Origin of the sequence: Neobacillus niacini (genome assembly GCF_031457145.1) — a bacterium.
Classification (GTDB): Bacteria; Bacillota; Bacilli; order Bacillales; family Cytobacillaceae; genus Neobacillus; species Neobacillus niacini_J.
Map to the genome: position 1 here is coordinate 351332 of NZ_JAVDVZ010000003.1, position 15364 is coordinate 366695.

A 15364-nucleotide genomic window follows, 5' to 3' on the forward strand; every position below is an offset into this window, starting at 1 on the left:
TACTAAAGCTCACCAATGGTAAAATAATGCATTTTCGACCTAATACCCCTTTATTATCCAATAAACTTCCAGTTGTCAGTTTATAATGGAAGGTACTGGAAGGTTATTTGTAGAAATTTGGGATAATTTGTGTGAAAAAAAGGTTCAAAAGGTAATTTTAACTGACAAAATCCAACACGCTACTGAAAAAGTACTAGATATAATAAGGCGTAGGAAATATAAATTTAGGAATACAAAGAGTTGTCCATAAATATACTGAATAATCGATGATTTGTGAGTGGTTTGAAGCAGAAAAGGGCAAACCTATTGAAAAATAGGGACGCAAAGCCGAGGATCTAAGGTTTGACATACTTACTATGATGGCCGGGCTACCTGGAATACACTATGTATTTTAGGAGTGAATGAGTGTGGTAATAATTGATAGTATGATGAATGGTATGGACGCAGAATGGTTGGCACTAATTGTAGAGGCAAAAGAGCTAGGTCTTTCGAAGGAAACAATCCTTGATTTTCTTCATCAGAATGAAGTCACAGAGATACTAGTAAAGAACCGCTAAGATACATAAAAGAACAAAGCATACTACCCAAACAGCGGTGTATGCTTTGTTCTTTTATTCTTCGTTATTATTTTGATTGACCCGCCATTTATTGAATTCAAGAAAATCACGAAATTGTTCTTTCGAGACACCAGAATCCATGGCTTCTTTTACAATACCCATCCAATCACTATCTAATTCCTCTTTATTTATCTGTTCATTTATTAAATGTTCCACGGGGACGTTTAACACAGATGAAATTTTTTCAAGAAACTGAATAGAGGGATTTCTTTGCAGGTTTCTTTCAAGAGAACTTAAATAAGATTTAGCAACTCCTGCTTGCTCTGCAAGTTCTGATAATGACATTTTTTTCTCTAAACGTAGTTTTTTAACACGATCACCTATCATTGAGCTCACACACCTACTATTTATTATCACTACAATAATTTTATCAAAAAAGTTGGTAAAGTTCCATATTAAGAACGACCTATTTTACACAAAATATTTGTCAATTTCAAATATTTTTTGAAAAAAGGGTGATATAACGATAATATTAAAATGTGTTTCCAATTCTCTAAGAATACATAAAAATAATAATAAAGGGTGGGGAAGAGCCATGATTGTTCTTAAATCACAGCGGGAAATAGAAGCAATGAAAAAAGCAGGAGTAATCCTTGCATCTTGCCATAAAGAAATTGCAAAAATGATAAAACCGGGTATTACAACTTGGGAGATTGATGAGTTTGTGGACGAATACTTAAGTAAACACAAGGCAACACCTAAGCAAAAGGGCTATAAAGGCTATAAATATGCTACTTGTGCAAGTATCAATGACGAAGTGTGTCACGGTTTTCCAAGAAAGGAACCATTAAAGGAAGGCGATATTGTTACCATAGATATGGTTGTCGACTATAATGGAGGGTTGGCTGATTCAGCTTGGTCCTATGCAGTTGGAGACGTTTCTAAGGAAACAAAGCATTTATTAAACGTAACAAAAGAAGCACTTTATAAAGGTATTGATCAGGCTGTTCTAGGCAATAGAATCGGGGATATAGGTCATGCCATTCAAACGTATGTAGAAGGCGAAGGTTTTTCGGTTGTTCGTGATTTCATAGGTCACGGCATTGGCGCGGTTATTCATGAAAAACCAGATGTACCACATTACGGGCTGCCTGGAAAAGGTCCAAGAATTAAAGAAGGTATGGTTTTTACCATTGAGCCTATGGTTAATATTGGCAGGTACCAAACGAAGATGGATAACAATGGCTGGACAGCTCGGACTATTGATGGTAAGTATTCTGCTCAATATGAACATACCATTGCTGTCACCAAAGATGGCCCAATTATATTAACCAATCAAGAAAAATAAAAAAACAGATCCTTAGAGATCTGTTTTACTTATTTTTACGAAGATTTCCCAGCTCTTCTACCAAAGCCTGCATTTCATTAGGGCTAAAAGAAGGCTTTCTCATGACCATATCATAAATTTCTTTTAATTCCTCGTACATTTCTTCATCAAAGTGTGATGGTTTAATGGCTCCAAGATTTAATACCTTTAATTTCTCTTTTATTTGTTCAATCATATACTCTACATTTTCAGTGGTTTTCTCAGACAAATTCATCCCGTCACCCTTTCAAGATTGATAACTTTATCTTTTCATTTTCATTGGTAGATGTCAATCTAAACTTGCATTTACCAGCAAGCTTAAAGCAAAATATAAAGTAATGAATGTTGGTGTTTTTTTCATAGTAGTCAAATGAATGATAAAAATAAATTGAAAGGGGAGGTTAAAAAATGGTTAGAAATCTATTTTTAAAGGGTATAGTATATGGAGCAATTGCGGGTGGAGCGCTAAGCTTATTGGATAAACAAACTCGTCAGGCAATGAAGGTGAATGTGAAAAAAGCGTATTGTCAAGTTTCTTATGTCGTTCGTCATCCTGGAGAAATCACGGAAAATGTAAAAGAAACGGCAGATAAAATTAGAAACACGATTGAGCAGGTGAGTGAGGATATTTCCTATATTACTGGGAAAGTGGACGAACTTCGTGAGTTAACCCCTCAGGTAAAAGAAAGAGTCATGGAAACGAAAAGTGCTTTTTTTGATGATACAGAATCAGACCTTATGGATGATTTGTTGAAAGAGGTCAAAGTGGAAGAAGACTCAAGCAAGAAGTAAGAGGTTTAAAGGGAGAGGTGAGAAATGATGAAGTCAGTGAATGTTCGAAAATCGTTGTTTAGGCTTCTTTGGCACCGGATAGAAGAAGATGATATTCCAGGTTTATCCGCCCAACTAGCCTATTTTTTTCTTCTTTCACTATTTCCACTCCTTATTTTCATTTTTACATTACTGCCATATTTGCCGATTCCATACCCTGATATTCTCGGAAGTATTCGGGAGTTTGCCCCGCCTGACACAATGGACTTCATCGAGAAGAATGTGAATTATGTTATGAATAATCGAAGTGGAGGATTGCTTTCTATTGGGGTTATTGGCACCATGTGGTCTGCCTCTAATGGAATTCATTCCTTAGTTAGAGCCTTTAACAAAGCATATAATGTTAAAGAAAGTCGTTCATTTATCGTTTCGAGAGGTATGGCAATTCTGCTGACCTTTGGTATGATCTTAGTTTTTATTGTTGCTGTTTTACTCCCGATATTTGGAAGAGAAATCGGTGTATTTCTTTTTTCTTATTTAGGCCTTAAAGGGGAATTTCTCCGAATCTGGGATATGTTAAGATTGTTGGTAAGCGCCCTTATTTTATTTGTCGTTTTCACGGGTTTATATTGGATTGCTCCAAATGTTAAATTAAAATGCAGAAGTGCTTTTCCAGGTGCAGCATTTGCTACAATTGGCTGGATTGTTTCGTCGTATGCTTTATCCTACTACGTAGGGAATTTCAGCAACTTTTCATTAACATATGGAAGTATTGGAGCCATTATTGTTTTACTGATTTGGTTATACATATCTGGTTTTATTATCATAATTGGCGGGGAAATTAACGCATTCTATAGTGAAAAACACAAATCAAATTGTTAAAATCTTACTCAACTTTTCTTATGAAGTTTGCAAATAATATATGTGGGGAACAAAACAATTACTAGGGGGCTCATCATGACAAAACACACAAAAAAAGATGGTGGAACAAAACAAAAAGGTAAAGGCAGTAAAGGAAATAAAACATCAGGATCTGCAAACGGCAGCAATGGTTACCACTAAATAAAACCGGGCTAAAAGCCCGGTTCTTTACTTTTTAAGAAGTCTTAAACTGTTGAGAATGACAAGGATGGTACTGCCTTCATGCCCAATTACACCAAATGGTAAATCAAGTAATTGAAAAAAGTTAGATGAAATTAAAACCATAATCACCGTAATGGAGAAGATAACATTTTGTTTAATAATTGTATTCATTCGTTTAGAAAGTTCAATAGCTTCGGAAATCCTTACTAGGTCACTTTTCATTAACACTACATCCGCTGTTTCAAGGGCAACATCCGTGCCTTCCCCCATGGCAATTCCAACATTTGCGATAGCTAATGCAGGTGCATCGTTTATCCCATCCCCAACCATCGCGATGGTTCCGTATTTTTCTTTCAACTTTTTAAGCTGCTCCACTTTTTGTTCAGGCAGGCATTCAGCAAAGAACTGATCTACATGGCTTTCATCTGCTATGGCCTTAGCCGTTTTCTCACTATCACCAGTCAGCATGACCGTGTAAATACCTTGTTTCCTTAAATGGTCGATAGCGAGCTTTGTTTCTTGTCTAACAACATCTTTTAAAGCGATCATGGCTGCTATACAATCATTAATTTGCACAAAAACCAGTGTATCCCCTTGGCTGGCTAAATCTGCAGCTCTACCCCCAGCAAAGGACAAAGCAGCTTCTTTACCAACAAAATCCATTTTCCCGATTTTCCACTGTTCCCCATTTATTTCTGCTTTTACACCCCATCCAGAAACATCTTCAACATTTTCTGGATGAATAAGGACTCGGTTAAGATTTTCTTTTGTATATTTTACTATCGACTGTGCTAAAGGATGATTTGATTGATTCTCAATCGAAGCAACTTTCCATAAAAGCTCCTCTTTATTAAATTTTTCATCTACAATAATATCGGTAACTTCAGGTTTTCCTTTAGTAAGTGTCCCAGTTTTATCGAAGGCAATAGCCTGTAAATGACTGAGGTTCTCTAAATGGACACCTCCTTTAACTAAAATACCTCTTTTGGCTCCATTGGAAATGGCAGATAACGTTGCTGGCATGATGGAAGCAACAAGGGCACAAGGGGAAGCGACAACAAGCAAAATCATGGCACGATAAAATGACTCATTCCAGGTCCAATCAAGTAAGAAATATGGAAGGAACATCATCAGTAAAACGACAGCTAATACCGTTTTTACATAGGTTCCTTCAAAGCGTTCTATAAATTGCTGCGATGGAGATTTTTCGCTTTGAGCCGATTGAACTAATTCAATAATTTTATGAAAGAGTGTTTCATTGCTTGTTTTTGTTGCTTGCACGGTAATGGCTCCTGTTAAATTAACCGTTCCCGCAAACACTTCTCTATCCAACCCTTTCGACACGGGCATGGATTCTCCAGTAATTGCAGCTTCATCAATGTTTGTATGTCCCGTCTTGATTACTCCATCCGAAGGAATTCTTTCTCCCGGCTTTACAAGGATTTGATCTCCCACCTTTAATTCTGAAACAGGGACACGTCGTTCCACTCCATTATTAATAAGAAGGGCTTCTTCTGGCTGCAGCTTCATTAATGAAGAAATTTCTTTATGACTTTTGTTCATTGTATAGGTCTCTAAAGCACCACTTACAGCAAAAATAAAAATCAACATCGCGCCTTCCGTCCAATAGCCGATAATGGCAGAACCAATAGCAGCAAATATCATTAGCATTTCAACGTTTAGCTCTTTGTTCTCATAGGTAGCTTCAATACCTTCCTTGGCTTTAGCAAAACCGCCAATCACAAAAGCCAATAAATAAAAAATAATAGAAGCAACTTGATCTCCCATTTTGTCCGTTATCCATCCTGCTGCAATGAATACACCACTTAAACCAGCAGCAATAAGTTCTGCATGAAGTTTAACTTTTTCAATAAAACCTACTTTTGGAAGCACTTTGGATAATCTCTTAGCATCCGTACTCATTTCAGTTCCCTCCTCCTATTTATATCTAAATCTAATTGAGAAAAATAATCATCTTCACTACCCTTAAAAAACACGAAAGCTGTCATCAAGAGATGACAGCACAGATTGTAGAACAGTCATCGTAAAGATGACTGCAGACTTCAAAGGTTTATTTTATTAAATTAATTTTATCATACATTTTATGTTAATAATATAAATTTGCTCCTTTAAAGCCTAGGAATTATGTTGCTCTACCATTGGAAACGCCTTTTTACCAAAAGCGTAAATGACGATGGATAAGATTAGCAACATGGTACTGATAATATAAAAGAAACTGATCCCTTTGAAAAATTGAATAAATAGCCCGCCAATAATGGGACCGCTGAGACTTCCTAAACTATAAAAGATACCGCATAATAAATTTCCAGTTGCTAACAGGTTTCTTGGCACTAAATCCGTCATATAGCTGATTCCAAGTGAAAAGGTTGAGCCAACAACCATCCCAGATAATAGGAAGGAGACAAAAAGGCCGATAAAAGAATGTTCAAAAATACTTGCAGAAGTAAAGGTGAAAAATCCAAGTAAGAGAACAATAATTAATAAATTTCGCCGGCCAAACGAATCACTTAGAACCCCTAATGGCAACTGTGTGATGATACCACCAACGGCAAAGGCTGTTAACATGAGCGAAACACTTGCTATGTCAATATCCATTCGTAAAGCATAAATGGGAAAGCTGCCGTTTAAAGAAGATTCTAAAAAGCCGTAGCAGAAAGGGGGGAGGAAGCCTACCCAGCCGTATTTCATCGTTTTACTAAAACGCTTGATGGTGTTGAAGAATGAATTTATTCCAATTTCTTGCTCAGGAAACTCGTTCTTTATGGTAAATACAAACACCCAGCCGAATAAACATAGAATGGATGAAACAATGAAGGGAAGTGATTCATTTACATTTACAAGCGGTGTCATCAATGGCCCGCTCGCAAAACCAATACCAAAAAATAATCCATACAATGAAATATTCCGCCCTCTTTTTTCGGTTGGAGAGGAGGAGGTAATCCAGGTTTGGGTAGCGAAGTGCAAGGCATGGTCGCCGATACCGATCAGCGCACGCAAACAAAACCAAAACCAAAAGGATTTCCACAGTGGAAACATGGCAAGGGCAAGGACTACAAGCCCGCCTCCAAGAATAATAGTTGGTTTATATCCATATTTTCGAAGAGGGGTTTCCATAAAAGGAGAAACGAGCAGAATCCCAATATAGAGTGCGGTAGCGTTTAATCCGTTAAGGGACGATGAAACTCCACCTTTTTCAAATATAACGGCAATAAGCGGAAGGAGCATTCCTTGTGAAAAACCAGAAATGGCAACAATCGTCACTAAAATCCAGAGTCGAGAATTATTTTTATTCATGATAGTTTCCTCGTTATTTGTTGATGGGTAAAACCATAAAATGGCTACATGGAAGATGGTAACGAGAAAACAAAGCATTTGCAAGTAAAATATTCCTGCTCTCGTTTAACATTGGGAAAAATAGGGTAATCTCATGTTGAAGGAAATCTTATACAGTTTTGTACGTTTTACATTCTTTTTAGGAGGGGAAATAGTGGGTAAAGTATTTATGCTCCTTACTTTTATTGGTGTCCCACTTTCGGTAATCGGGACACTCATGCATTGGCCAACCATGATACTCTTTATCGTTTATTGTGTTTCAATTATAGCCCTTGCCAGTTATATGGGGAGAGCTACCGAAAGTCTGGCCATTGTTACAGGACCGCGGGTCGGTGGTCTGTTAAACGCTACATTTGGGAATGCAGTGGAATTAATCATTTCCATCTTTGCTCTAAGGGAGGGATTGGTAGGGGTTGTTCTAGCCTCTTTAACGGGGTCTGTACTAGGTAACCTCCTCCTTGTTGCAGGTTTATCCTTCTTTATCGGCGGCTTGAAATTTAAAAGGCAGAGATTTAACGTCCACGATGCCCGGCATAATTCTGGTTTGCTAATGTTTGCTGTAATCGTAGCATTTGTTATTCCAGAAGTTTTTTCGATGGAAATGAATGAATCGAAAACATTAACACTTAGTATTGGAATATCTGTTATTCTAATCATGCTTTATCTTGCTGCACTTTTCTTTAAGTTGGTAACCCACCGCGGTGTCTATCAAAGTGAAAATACTGAAAAACATCATGTGGAAGAACCAGAATGGGGAAAGGGTAAGGCTATTGGCGTTCTATTGGTTGCAACATTAGCTGTCGCCTACATATCTGAAAACCTCGTTCACACGTTTGAATATGTAGCTGAATCATTTGGCTGGACTGAATTGTTTATCGGGGTAATTATTGTAGCCATTGTTGGTAATGCTGCTGAGCATGCTTCAGCGGTTCTCATGGCTATGAAAAATAGAATGGATATTGCAGTCGAGATTGCGATTGGATCCACTCTCCAGGTTGCCATGTTTGTTGCGCCAGTACTGGTGTTAATTTCCCTTTTCTTTACAGAAACGATGCCGCTTGTATTTACGATGCCTGAATTAATTGCTATGGTAACCTCAGTCCTGCTTATGGTAGTTATCTCCAATGACGGTGAGTCGAACTGGTTTGAGGGACTGACCTTATTGGCTGCGTATTTCATAATGGGTATAGGGTTCTTCCTGCTATAATAAAAGACTCCGAGCCGATAAGCTCAGAGTCTTCTTTTTTAAAAATTTTCGATGTAAGGGTAAATCAATTAACTGTGCTATAATGTTCAAGCATTAATGCTTTATTCGGGTAAAACCAATCGCGTTTCTTGGGACCATCTATCACCAACCTTCATGTTTATTTATAAATGAAAAACACGAGTGTTGAATATCATATATGAGTGGAATCCCAACCTCCTTAATGGTAATGGTTCGTCGATTGATTACTGCCCTCCTTTTTTTAAAGGTTAAGTACAGTATAACTGATTATTAGAATTTTGTAAATGTTCAGATTACTATTTTTGAAATATTTCGTAAAAATGGATAAAAATTTTCAACTCCGAAAACACTAAAAGCAGACTTATTACTGCTATATTGTGAAAGGAGTTTTTCTTTTGAAAAAATTTATCCCTGTCGTCACCACGCTGCTATTAATGTTAGCTTTTCTGCCTACAGCTTCGGCTGAAAAAGCACCTGCTAAAAAGGAACCTGTAACCTATCAAGTTCCTCCTTCAGTTCGCAATATCACGAAGGAAAATACGTATCCTAATTCAACACAGGATTTACCAACCTTGCAGCCAAGTGAATTAACCAAAAAGCTTATTGACTCTTCAAAGGTTAAAATTGAAAATCCAGATTTAATTCGTATGCTTAATGAGTCAAGCGTCAATAGTACACCGTTTGCACTAGGTTATCGTGCCATCGTCTACCTAGGTCAGTGGCCATTAAATTATGAATCAACTGAAACATCGCCGAACTGGGAATATCAAAAAATAAATACAAATTATTACGATAACCGTGGTGGGAGAGTGCCTTACCAAATTCATTACGTTCAAGAGGCACAAAAAGTTATCCGCGGCGGATTAACAGCTAAAATCGCCAGCGCAGAAGATGTTAAAAAGATGATGCTGTTAAAGGCAATGGAAAAAACACAACTTCCTCTTGCCTTCGATACCATTATTGGTGGAGGAACGAAGAACGATCAGGTCTACAATATCCCTGTGAATCGATTAGGTTACTTATATGCCTACGCACCTGCAGTAAATGAAAAAGGGAAGGTTACTTATGGTGAAGTATATTTAATGCTAAAGGGTAACAAAAAAGTCATTGTAATCAAAAATGTAACGCAGCAAGGAATTGGGGCATGGATTCCGGTGCAGGATTATGTTTCATTTGGGTTTGCTGCCTCAGAAAGACCAAGATAATTATTTTGAATGAGTTGCAGAACTGGTACTCTTTCGATAGGATAATGTCATGGAAGGGAGAGATACAATTGGGTAGTCCAACTCATGATAAAAATTCACAAGTTAGTTTTTTAAAGCAGCGTTTAAACATGTTTCTAGATGTATTGGATGCTATTGATCCAGAGGATACGGATCTTGATGATATTGACAATTTAATTAAAATGATTGATGAATTAGAATCGAAATGTAAGGAATTCAATCATCGTGAAGCACCAGAGTCTGTGTAATTACAGGCTCTTTTTTTTTTGAATACCTTTACCTTTAAATCGGGGGTTTATAGGAGTATAATAATAATCGTCAAATAGTTGTAATTTTTAAATAGATTACGAATCGGACATGGGGAAAGGGGTACTTTTGGTGAATATCGAGAAATTTCAGGAGAGTATGTACAAGTTAGTAGTTGAAACATCTACAAAGCTTCCAAAGGATGTCCGCCGTGCAGTTAGTGCGGCAAAGGAGAAGGAAAACGCAGGAACAAGTGCAGCAATGAGCCTCGCTACCATAACAAATAATATTAAAATGGCAGACGACCAAGTTTCTCCTATTTGCCAGGATACGGGATTACCAACATTTAAGATCAAGACTCCTGTTGGTGTCAATCAATTGGAAATAAAACAAGCGATTAAAAATGCAATTGTAATCGCAACCAAAGAAGGTAAACTACGTCCTAACTCTGTAGATTCTCTTACAGGGGAGAACAGTGGAGATAATCTTGGAGCAGGATTACCGGTTTTTAAATTTGATCAATGGGAAAATGATTATATCGATGTTCGTTTGATTTTAAAAGGCGGCGGCTGCGAAAATAAAAACATCCAGTACAGCTTGCCATGTGAGTTAGAGGGACTTGGACGAGCAGGTCGTGACCTTGACGGCATTCGTAAATGCGTTATGCATTCCGTTTACCAGGCACAAGGGCAAGGCTGCAGCGCTGGTTTCATCGGCGTAGGTATTGGCGGTGACCGTTCATCTGGCTATGATTTAGCAAAAGAACAATTATTCCGTTCATTAGATGATGTGAATCCAAATGAAGATTTGCGCAAATTAGAAGAGTACGTTTTGGAAAATGCGAATAAATTGGGAATCGGCACGATGGGCTTTGGCGGAGAAGCTACTTTGTTAGGTTGTAAAGTTGGAGTAATGAATCGAATTCCAGCCAGCTTCTATGTATCGGTGGCTTATAATTGTTGGGCTTTCCGTCGCTTAGGCGTAAGTGTCGACCCTGTGTCAGGGGAAATTAATGAGTGGATGTACCAAGATGGTGAATTCATTGATTTTGCTGAAACGGAAGCGGAAAAAGAAATAGCTGCAGCACGTGCAAATGACGTTATTACCCTTCAAGCTCCAATTACCGAAGAACAAATTCGTGAGCTAAAGGTCGGCGATGTTGTTCAAATTAACGGTATGATGTATACCGGTCGTGACGCAATTCATAAATACTTGTCCGACAATGACTCACCTGTAGATTTGAATGGACAAGTTATTTACCACTGTGGTCCTGTAATGTTAAAAGATAAAGAGGGTATCTGGCATGTTAAAGCAGCCGGACCAACTACAAGTATTCGTGAGGAGCCTTACCAAGGCGATATTATGAAGAGATTTGGTATTCGTGCCGTAATTGGAAAAGGTGGAATGGGACCTCGTACATTGGCTGCTCTTAAGGAGCACGGCGGTGTGTATCTGAATGCCATCGGCGGTGCTGCACAATATTATGCTGATTGTATCAAGGGGGTTGAAGGTGTTGACCTTATGCAATTTGGTATCCCTGAAGCGATGTGGCACCTTCGAGTAGAGGGCTTCACAGCCGTTGTAACGATGGATTCACATGGAAACAGTTTGCATGCAGATGTAGACAAGTCTTCGTTGGAAAAATTGGCACAATTTAAGGATAAGGTGTTTAATTAAGGGTTTTTAAGCAGGCTCCGCTCATATGAGGAGTCTGCTTTTTTTGTGATTGGGGGGGATGTTTTGTAAAAGCTGTACGGTTAATTGTAAAAGCTGTATGGTTTTGTGGAAACTGTACGGTTTTTGTAAAAGCTGTATGGTTCACAGAAAACCGAACACCAAAGAAATCAGATAAAACTGTAAATTGTCACTAAAGATTCATAATAAAACAGAAATTTAGGAAGGTTATTGTAAAACAAAAAAGAAAAGTTACATCAAACCATTTAGGAGGGACTTTTTTGTTTGATAAAAATTTAACGAAACCCATTCCATTACTACAGGCAGAGGCTCTAGAAGAAAGGCTAAAAATAGATCATGAAAAAATGCAAGAAATTAAAAATAACATAAAAATATTAAAGTCAGGTTATAATGGCGAAAAAGAAATAAATTACCAATTAGGGCAAATTCCTCAGCATAAATACCACATTTTCCACGATCTCCGACTCCCTATAGGTGAAACGTTTTTTCAAATTGATGTGCTTCTCCTTTCACCAAATATTCTCGTTAATCTTGATGGGAAGAATCATTCAGGGAAAATAACCATCGAAAAAAATCAAATGATTCAAGAAGCCTTTGATACGAGAGAGATTTATGAGAATCCGGTTTCCCAGACTAATCGACATAAAATATTGTTGAGAAATTGGATGCAGGCCAATAATTTACCTCCGGTTTTTATGGATAATTTAGTTGTCTTCACTAGATCGTCAAGTGAAATTATTATAACTCCAGGTTACAAAGAAGCAGAAAATAAGGTTTGTAAGTCACATGATTTAATAAAAAAGATTGAGGAATTAGAAAGATATAATAAAAAACTCTGGATGAACGAACAAGATATTTTAAAATTAAGCGACCTCATTTTAAAGAAACACATACCTAAAAGGATAGACATTTTAAAATCCTTCAATATACCTGAATTCGACATTATTACTGGTGTTCAATGCCCCTTATGTTTATTTGTACCGATGATATATAACAGGCATAAATGGATATGTCCTACTTGTCAATGTATTTCAAAAGATGCACATAATAGAGCTATAGACGACTACTGCTTAATTTATAAAACGTGGTTTACGAATTCAGAAATACGAAATTTCCTCCACCTTCCATCCCCAAGAATTGTTTCCTATTTTTTATCTTTTTTAAATTTTACTCGTGTGGGTCACACAAGTGACAGTGTTTACCACCAACCAATCCTATTTCCTTAAACTGCTAATCATGTTTCCCTAAATCCAACAAACACTATAAAAAACAAAATAGGGGGAACATGGATGAAAAAATTAGTATGCATCCTTAGTTTGTTGCTGTTAATGGTGCCGCAGGTTACATATGGCTCTGCACCAAATACGCCAATCAATTGGGGATTCAAAAAGGCGGTTAATGAAGAGCAGCCTGATGCTGGAGAAGCATATGAAAAAGCACTTGAAAAATACGGTGCCTTTTATAAGGGAGATCCAGGATCAAAGACTTTATATCTTACCTTTGATAATGGTTATGAAGCTGGATATACAGGTAAAGTGTTGGATGTATTAAAAAAGGAGAAAGTGCCTGCAACATTTTTTGTAACAGGACATTATTTATTATCGCAACCTGAATTGTCGAAGCGAATGGTGGATGAAGGACATATCATCGGAAATCATTCTTGGCACCATCCCAATATGACACAAATCAGTGATGAGCGAATTCGTGAAGAACTTCAAAAAGTGAAGGATAAAACAAAAGAGATTACGGGTCAAAAGAAAATGACATTTTTACGTCCGCCAAGAGGCGTTTTTAGTGAGAGGACTATGCAGATTGCGAAGGAAGAAGGCTATACACATGTCTTCTGGTCACTGGCATTTGTCGACTGGAATACCAATGCACAAAGAGGCTGGCAATATTCTTACGATAATATCATGAGACAAATCCACCCTGGCTGTGTCATACTCCTGCATACTGTTTCGAAGGATAATGCCGACGCGCTTGAAAAAGTAATCAAAGATTTGAAAAAGAAGGGCTATAAATTTAAAAGCCTTGATGAATTCAAACCTGAAAAGAAAGGTATTTCAAAAATTATACCGAGTTTCTGGAGAAAATAATTTGCAAAAATGCTGGATTCGCGAAGAATTCAGCTTTTCTCTGTTAATAATGCTATAATACGGAGATATCAAACAGGAACCGGAGTTTGGAGTGAACAAAATGAAAACAGATCAATCAATAAAAATACAAGAAAAACAGACTTTTCCCTTAACCATCAAACGGCTTGGCATTAATGGGGAAGGGGTAGGATATTTTAAAAAGCAGGTGGTTTTTGTGCCTGGCGCACTACCAGGAGAAGAGGTAGTGGTTGAGGCAACAAAGATTAACCCCAAATTTGCCGAGGCAAAAATTAAAAAGATTCGCATTAAATCACCGCACCGTGTACAGCCCCCTTGCCCGGTTTATGAGCAATGCGGCGGCTGCCAGTTGCAGCATTTAAAATATAGCCAGCAATTAAAGGAAAAGCGGGATATTGTCATTCAATCGCTTGAACGTCATACCAGGCTTGCAGTCGACAGCCTCGATATCCGTGAAACGATTGGAATGGAAGACCCATGGGGCTACCGGAATAAGAGTAGTTTTCAACTAGCAGGAAGAGACGGGAAGGTTTTGGCAGGCTTGTATGGTCTAAACTCCCACCAGCTAATCGATATTGAACATTGTGCCGTTCAGCATTCACAAACGAATGAAGCGGTTAATGCTGTTAAAAATATTCTCGAAGAGCTAAAAATAACGATTTATAACGAAAAAACACGTAAAGGAATCGTTAGGACCATTGTTACCCGGGTAGGAGTGCAAAGTGGCGAGCTTCAGATTGTGCTGATTACAAATCAAAAAGAATTACCAAAGAAAGATCAGATTATAGAGAAAATCCAAAAACGCCTACCTAATGTGAAATCAATCGTTCAGAACATCAATGAACAAAAAACGTCGTTGATTTTTGGAGAGGAAACTGTGCCATTGGCTGGTGAAGAGTTTATCCAAGAAACATTGGGTGACCTGCAGTTTGAGCTTTCAGCTAGGACATTCTTCCAATTAAATCCTGTTCAAACGATTAAGCTTTATAATGAAGTAAAAACTGCTGCCGCTCTGACAGGTAAGGAAAAAATAGTCGATGCCTATTGTGGCGTTGGAACAATTGGCTTGTGGCTGGCAGATCAAGCGGCAGAAGTACGTGGTATGGACGTAATCCCAGAATCCATTGAGGACGCAAAGAAAAATGCCAAGCGCCATGGATTCACCAATACGAAATATGTACCTGGCAAAGCAGAAGAAGTCCTGCCTAAATGGGTAAAAAAGGGCTGGAAGCCAGATGTTATCATCGTCGATCCACCACGAACGGGTCTTGATGGACGGCTAATTGAAACTATTTTACAGACAGCATCAGAAAAACTAATCTATATTTCGTGTAACCCGTCAACATTGGCGAAAGATATTCAAATGTTAAGTACCAAATACGAAGTGAAATATATTCAGCCGGTTGATATGTTCCCGCAGACGGCACATGTGGAGACAGTATGTTCACTAGAGAGGAAATAGTCAGTTAAATCAAGGGTTTCAGGGGTTATGAAACAGACTGTTATGTGTGTTTTTAGTTTGTCGTCACAGAAACGCCCCAATTTAATATCTAATAATGGCTGAGTTTAACGGATAAATTGAACAATTAACAATAGATCATAAAATAGTATGAAAGCTGACTTGAACTTCTGAATCTGAGTCAGCTTTTTCATTTAGGATATACTTCTTCCAAAAGACACCTGCAGTTAACAAAAGATAGGTTATTGATTTAATAAATTTTCATAGCAAA

Annotated in this window: 15 protein-coding genes and 1 riboswitch; of the genes, 11 read left to right on the forward strand and 4 right to left on the reverse strand. The window is 37.7% G+C overall.

The genetic code is table 11. The features are described 5' to 3' along the window. Positions 1-286 precede the first annotated feature (286 nt). A riboswitch (cyclic di-GMP riboswitch) is annotated at positions 287-376 on the forward strand. A 31-nt stretch (positions 377-407) separates the two neighbouring features. Further along, positions 408-557 carry an anti-repressor SinI family protein gene (locus J2Y03_RS10745; protein ID WP_310193755.1) on the forward strand — a complete coding sequence of 50 codons (150 nt, stop codon included), beginning with the start codon at positions 408-410 and terminating at the stop codon, positions 555-557. Between the two features lie 54 nt (positions 558-611). Here the strand turns inward: J2Y03_RS10745 and J2Y03_RS10750 are convergent, their stop codons facing one another. Continuing rightward, entirely contained in the window at positions 612-944 is a 333-nt protein-coding gene (locus tag J2Y03_RS10750) for a helix-turn-helix domain-containing protein (protein WP_310193757.1), read from the reverse strand. Positions 945-1152: 208 nt separating this feature from the next. On the opposite strand from J2Y03_RS10750, the gene map reads away from it, so the two are divergent. Then, positions 1153-1905: a type I methionyl aminopeptidase gene (gene map / locus J2Y03_RS10755; RefSeq protein ID WP_310193759.1), complete on the forward strand. Its 753-nt coding sequence runs from the start codon at positions 1153-1155 to the stop codon at positions 1903-1905. Positions 1906-1930: 25 nt separating this feature from the next. Here the strand turns inward: map and J2Y03_RS10760 are convergent, their stop codons facing one another. Then, the gene (locus tag J2Y03_RS10760; RefSeq protein WP_132094139.1) at positions 1931-2158 is read right to left on the reverse strand and encodes a DUF1128 domain-containing protein; all 228 of its coding nucleotides are present in this window, start codon (positions 2156-2158) and stop codon (positions 1931-1933) included. A gap of 173 nt (positions 2159-2331) precedes the next feature. On the opposite strand from J2Y03_RS10760, the gene J2Y03_RS10765 reads away from it, so the two are divergent. Continuing rightward, positions 2332-2715, forward strand: coding sequence for a YtxH domain-containing protein (locus tag J2Y03_RS10765; protein ID WP_310193762.1), 384 nt, complete (start codon positions 2332-2334; stop codon positions 2713-2715). A 24-nt stretch (positions 2716-2739) separates the two neighbouring features. Then, the gene (locus J2Y03_RS10770) at positions 2740-3576 is read left to right on the forward strand and encodes a YihY/virulence factor BrkB family protein (RefSeq protein ID WP_310193764.1); all 837 of its coding nucleotides are present in this window, start codon (positions 2740-2742) and stop codon (positions 3574-3576) included. 207 nt (positions 3577-3783) lie between these two features. Here J2Y03_RS10770 and J2Y03_RS10775 read toward each other — a convergent pair whose 3' ends face one another. Both J2Y03_RS10775 and J2Y03_RS10780 read right to left on the reverse strand, forming a co-directional pair. Then, the gene (locus tag J2Y03_RS10775) at positions 3784-5700 is read right to left on the reverse strand and encodes a heavy metal translocating P-type ATPase (RefSeq protein ID WP_310193766.1); all 1917 of its coding nucleotides are present in this window, start codon (positions 5698-5700) and stop codon (positions 3784-3786) included. Positions 5701-5913: 213 nt separating this feature from the next. Further along, complete coding sequence (locus J2Y03_RS10780) at positions 5914-7092, reverse strand: MFS transporter (RefSeq protein ID WP_310193769.1); 1179 nt, start codon at positions 7090-7092, stop codon at positions 5914-5916. A gap of 190 nt (positions 7093-7282) precedes the next feature. On the opposite strand from J2Y03_RS10780, the gene cax reads away from it, so the two are divergent. The 7 genes from cax (at position 7283) to rlmD (ending at position 15096) form a co-directional block, all read left to right on the forward strand. After that, entirely contained in the window at positions 7283-8338 is a 1056-nt protein-coding gene (cax, locus tag J2Y03_RS10785; protein WP_396954197.1) for a calcium/proton exchanger, read from the forward strand. A gap of 452 nt (positions 8339-8790) precedes the next feature. Beyond that, the gene (locus J2Y03_RS10790) at positions 8791-9561 is read left to right on the forward strand and encodes a YfkD family protein (protein WP_396954198.1); all 771 of its coding nucleotides are present in this window, start codon (positions 8791-8793) and stop codon (positions 9559-9561) included. A gap of 68 nt (positions 9562-9629) precedes the next feature. Beyond that, the gene (locus J2Y03_RS10795) at positions 9630-9827 is read left to right on the forward strand and encodes an SE1561 family protein (RefSeq protein ID WP_310193775.1); all 198 of its coding nucleotides are present in this window, start codon (positions 9630-9632) and stop codon (positions 9825-9827) included. Positions 9828-9957: 130 nt separating this feature from the next. After that, positions 9958-11502, forward strand: coding sequence for a fumarate hydratase (locus J2Y03_RS10800; protein WP_310193777.1), 1545 nt, complete (start codon positions 9958-9960; stop codon positions 11500-11502). Positions 11503-11780: 278 nt separating this feature from the next. Further along, positions 11781-12746, forward strand: a complete 966-nt coding sequence (locus tag J2Y03_RS10805; RefSeq protein ID WP_310193780.1) for a nuclease-related domain-containing protein — start codon at positions 11781-11783, stop codon at positions 12744-12746. Between the two features lie 63 nt (positions 12747-12809). After that, complete coding sequence (gene pdaA, locus J2Y03_RS10810) at positions 12810-13616, forward strand: delta-lactam-biosynthetic de-N-acetylase (protein WP_396954191.1); 807 nt, start codon at positions 12810-12812, stop codon at positions 13614-13616. Positions 13617-13716: 100 nt separating this feature from the next. Continuing rightward, positions 13717-15096 (forward strand): 23S rRNA (uracil(1939)-C(5))-methyltransferase RlmD, encoded by a 1380-nt coding sequence (rlmD, locus tag J2Y03_RS10815; protein WP_310193782.1) that lies wholly within the window; start codon positions 13717-13719, stop codon positions 15094-15096. The last annotated feature ends 268 nt before the right edge of the window (positions 15097-15364 follow it).

What these genes read in the sequence shown, in the direction of transcription:
- J2Y03_RS10765 (WP_310193762.1), top strand. Translation starts at nt 2,332, where the DNA reads ATGGTTAGAAATCTATTTTTAAAGGGTATAGTATATGGAGCAATTGCG.
- J2Y03_RS10750 (WP_310193757.1), bottom strand. Translation starts at nt 944, where the DNA reads ATGATAGGTGATCGTGTTAAAAAACTACGTTTAGAGAAAAAAATGTCA.
- J2Y03_RS10760 (WP_132094139.1), bottom strand. Translation starts at nt 2,158, where the DNA reads ATGAATTTGTCTGAGAAAACCACTGAAAATGTAGAGTATATGATTGAA.
- rlmD (WP_310193782.1), top strand. Translation starts at nt 13,717, where the DNA reads ATGAAAACAGATCAATCAATAAAAATACAAGAAAAACAGACTTTTCCC.
- J2Y03_RS10770 (WP_310193764.1), top strand. Translation starts at nt 2,740, where the DNA reads ATGATGAAGTCAGTGAATGTTCGAAAATCGTTGTTTAGGCTTCTTTGG.
- J2Y03_RS10790 (WP_396954198.1), top strand. Translation starts at nt 8,791, where the DNA reads ATGTTAGCTTTTCTGCCTACAGCTTCGGCTGAAAAAGCACCTGCTAAA.
- J2Y03_RS10780 (WP_310193769.1), bottom strand. Translation starts at nt 7,092, where the DNA reads ATGAATAAAAATAATTCTCGACTCTGGATTTTAGTGACGATTGTTGCC.
- J2Y03_RS10775 (WP_310193766.1), bottom strand. Translation starts at nt 5,700, where the DNA reads ATGAGTACGGATGCTAAGAGATTATCCAAAGTGCTTCCAAAAGTAGGT.
- map (WP_310193759.1), top strand. Translation starts at nt 1,153, where the DNA reads ATGATTGTTCTTAAATCACAGCGGGAAATAGAAGCAATGAAAAAAGCA.
- pdaA (WP_396954191.1), top strand. Translation starts at nt 12,810, where the DNA reads ATGAAAAAATTAGTATGCATCCTTAGTTTGTTGCTGTTAATGGTGCCG.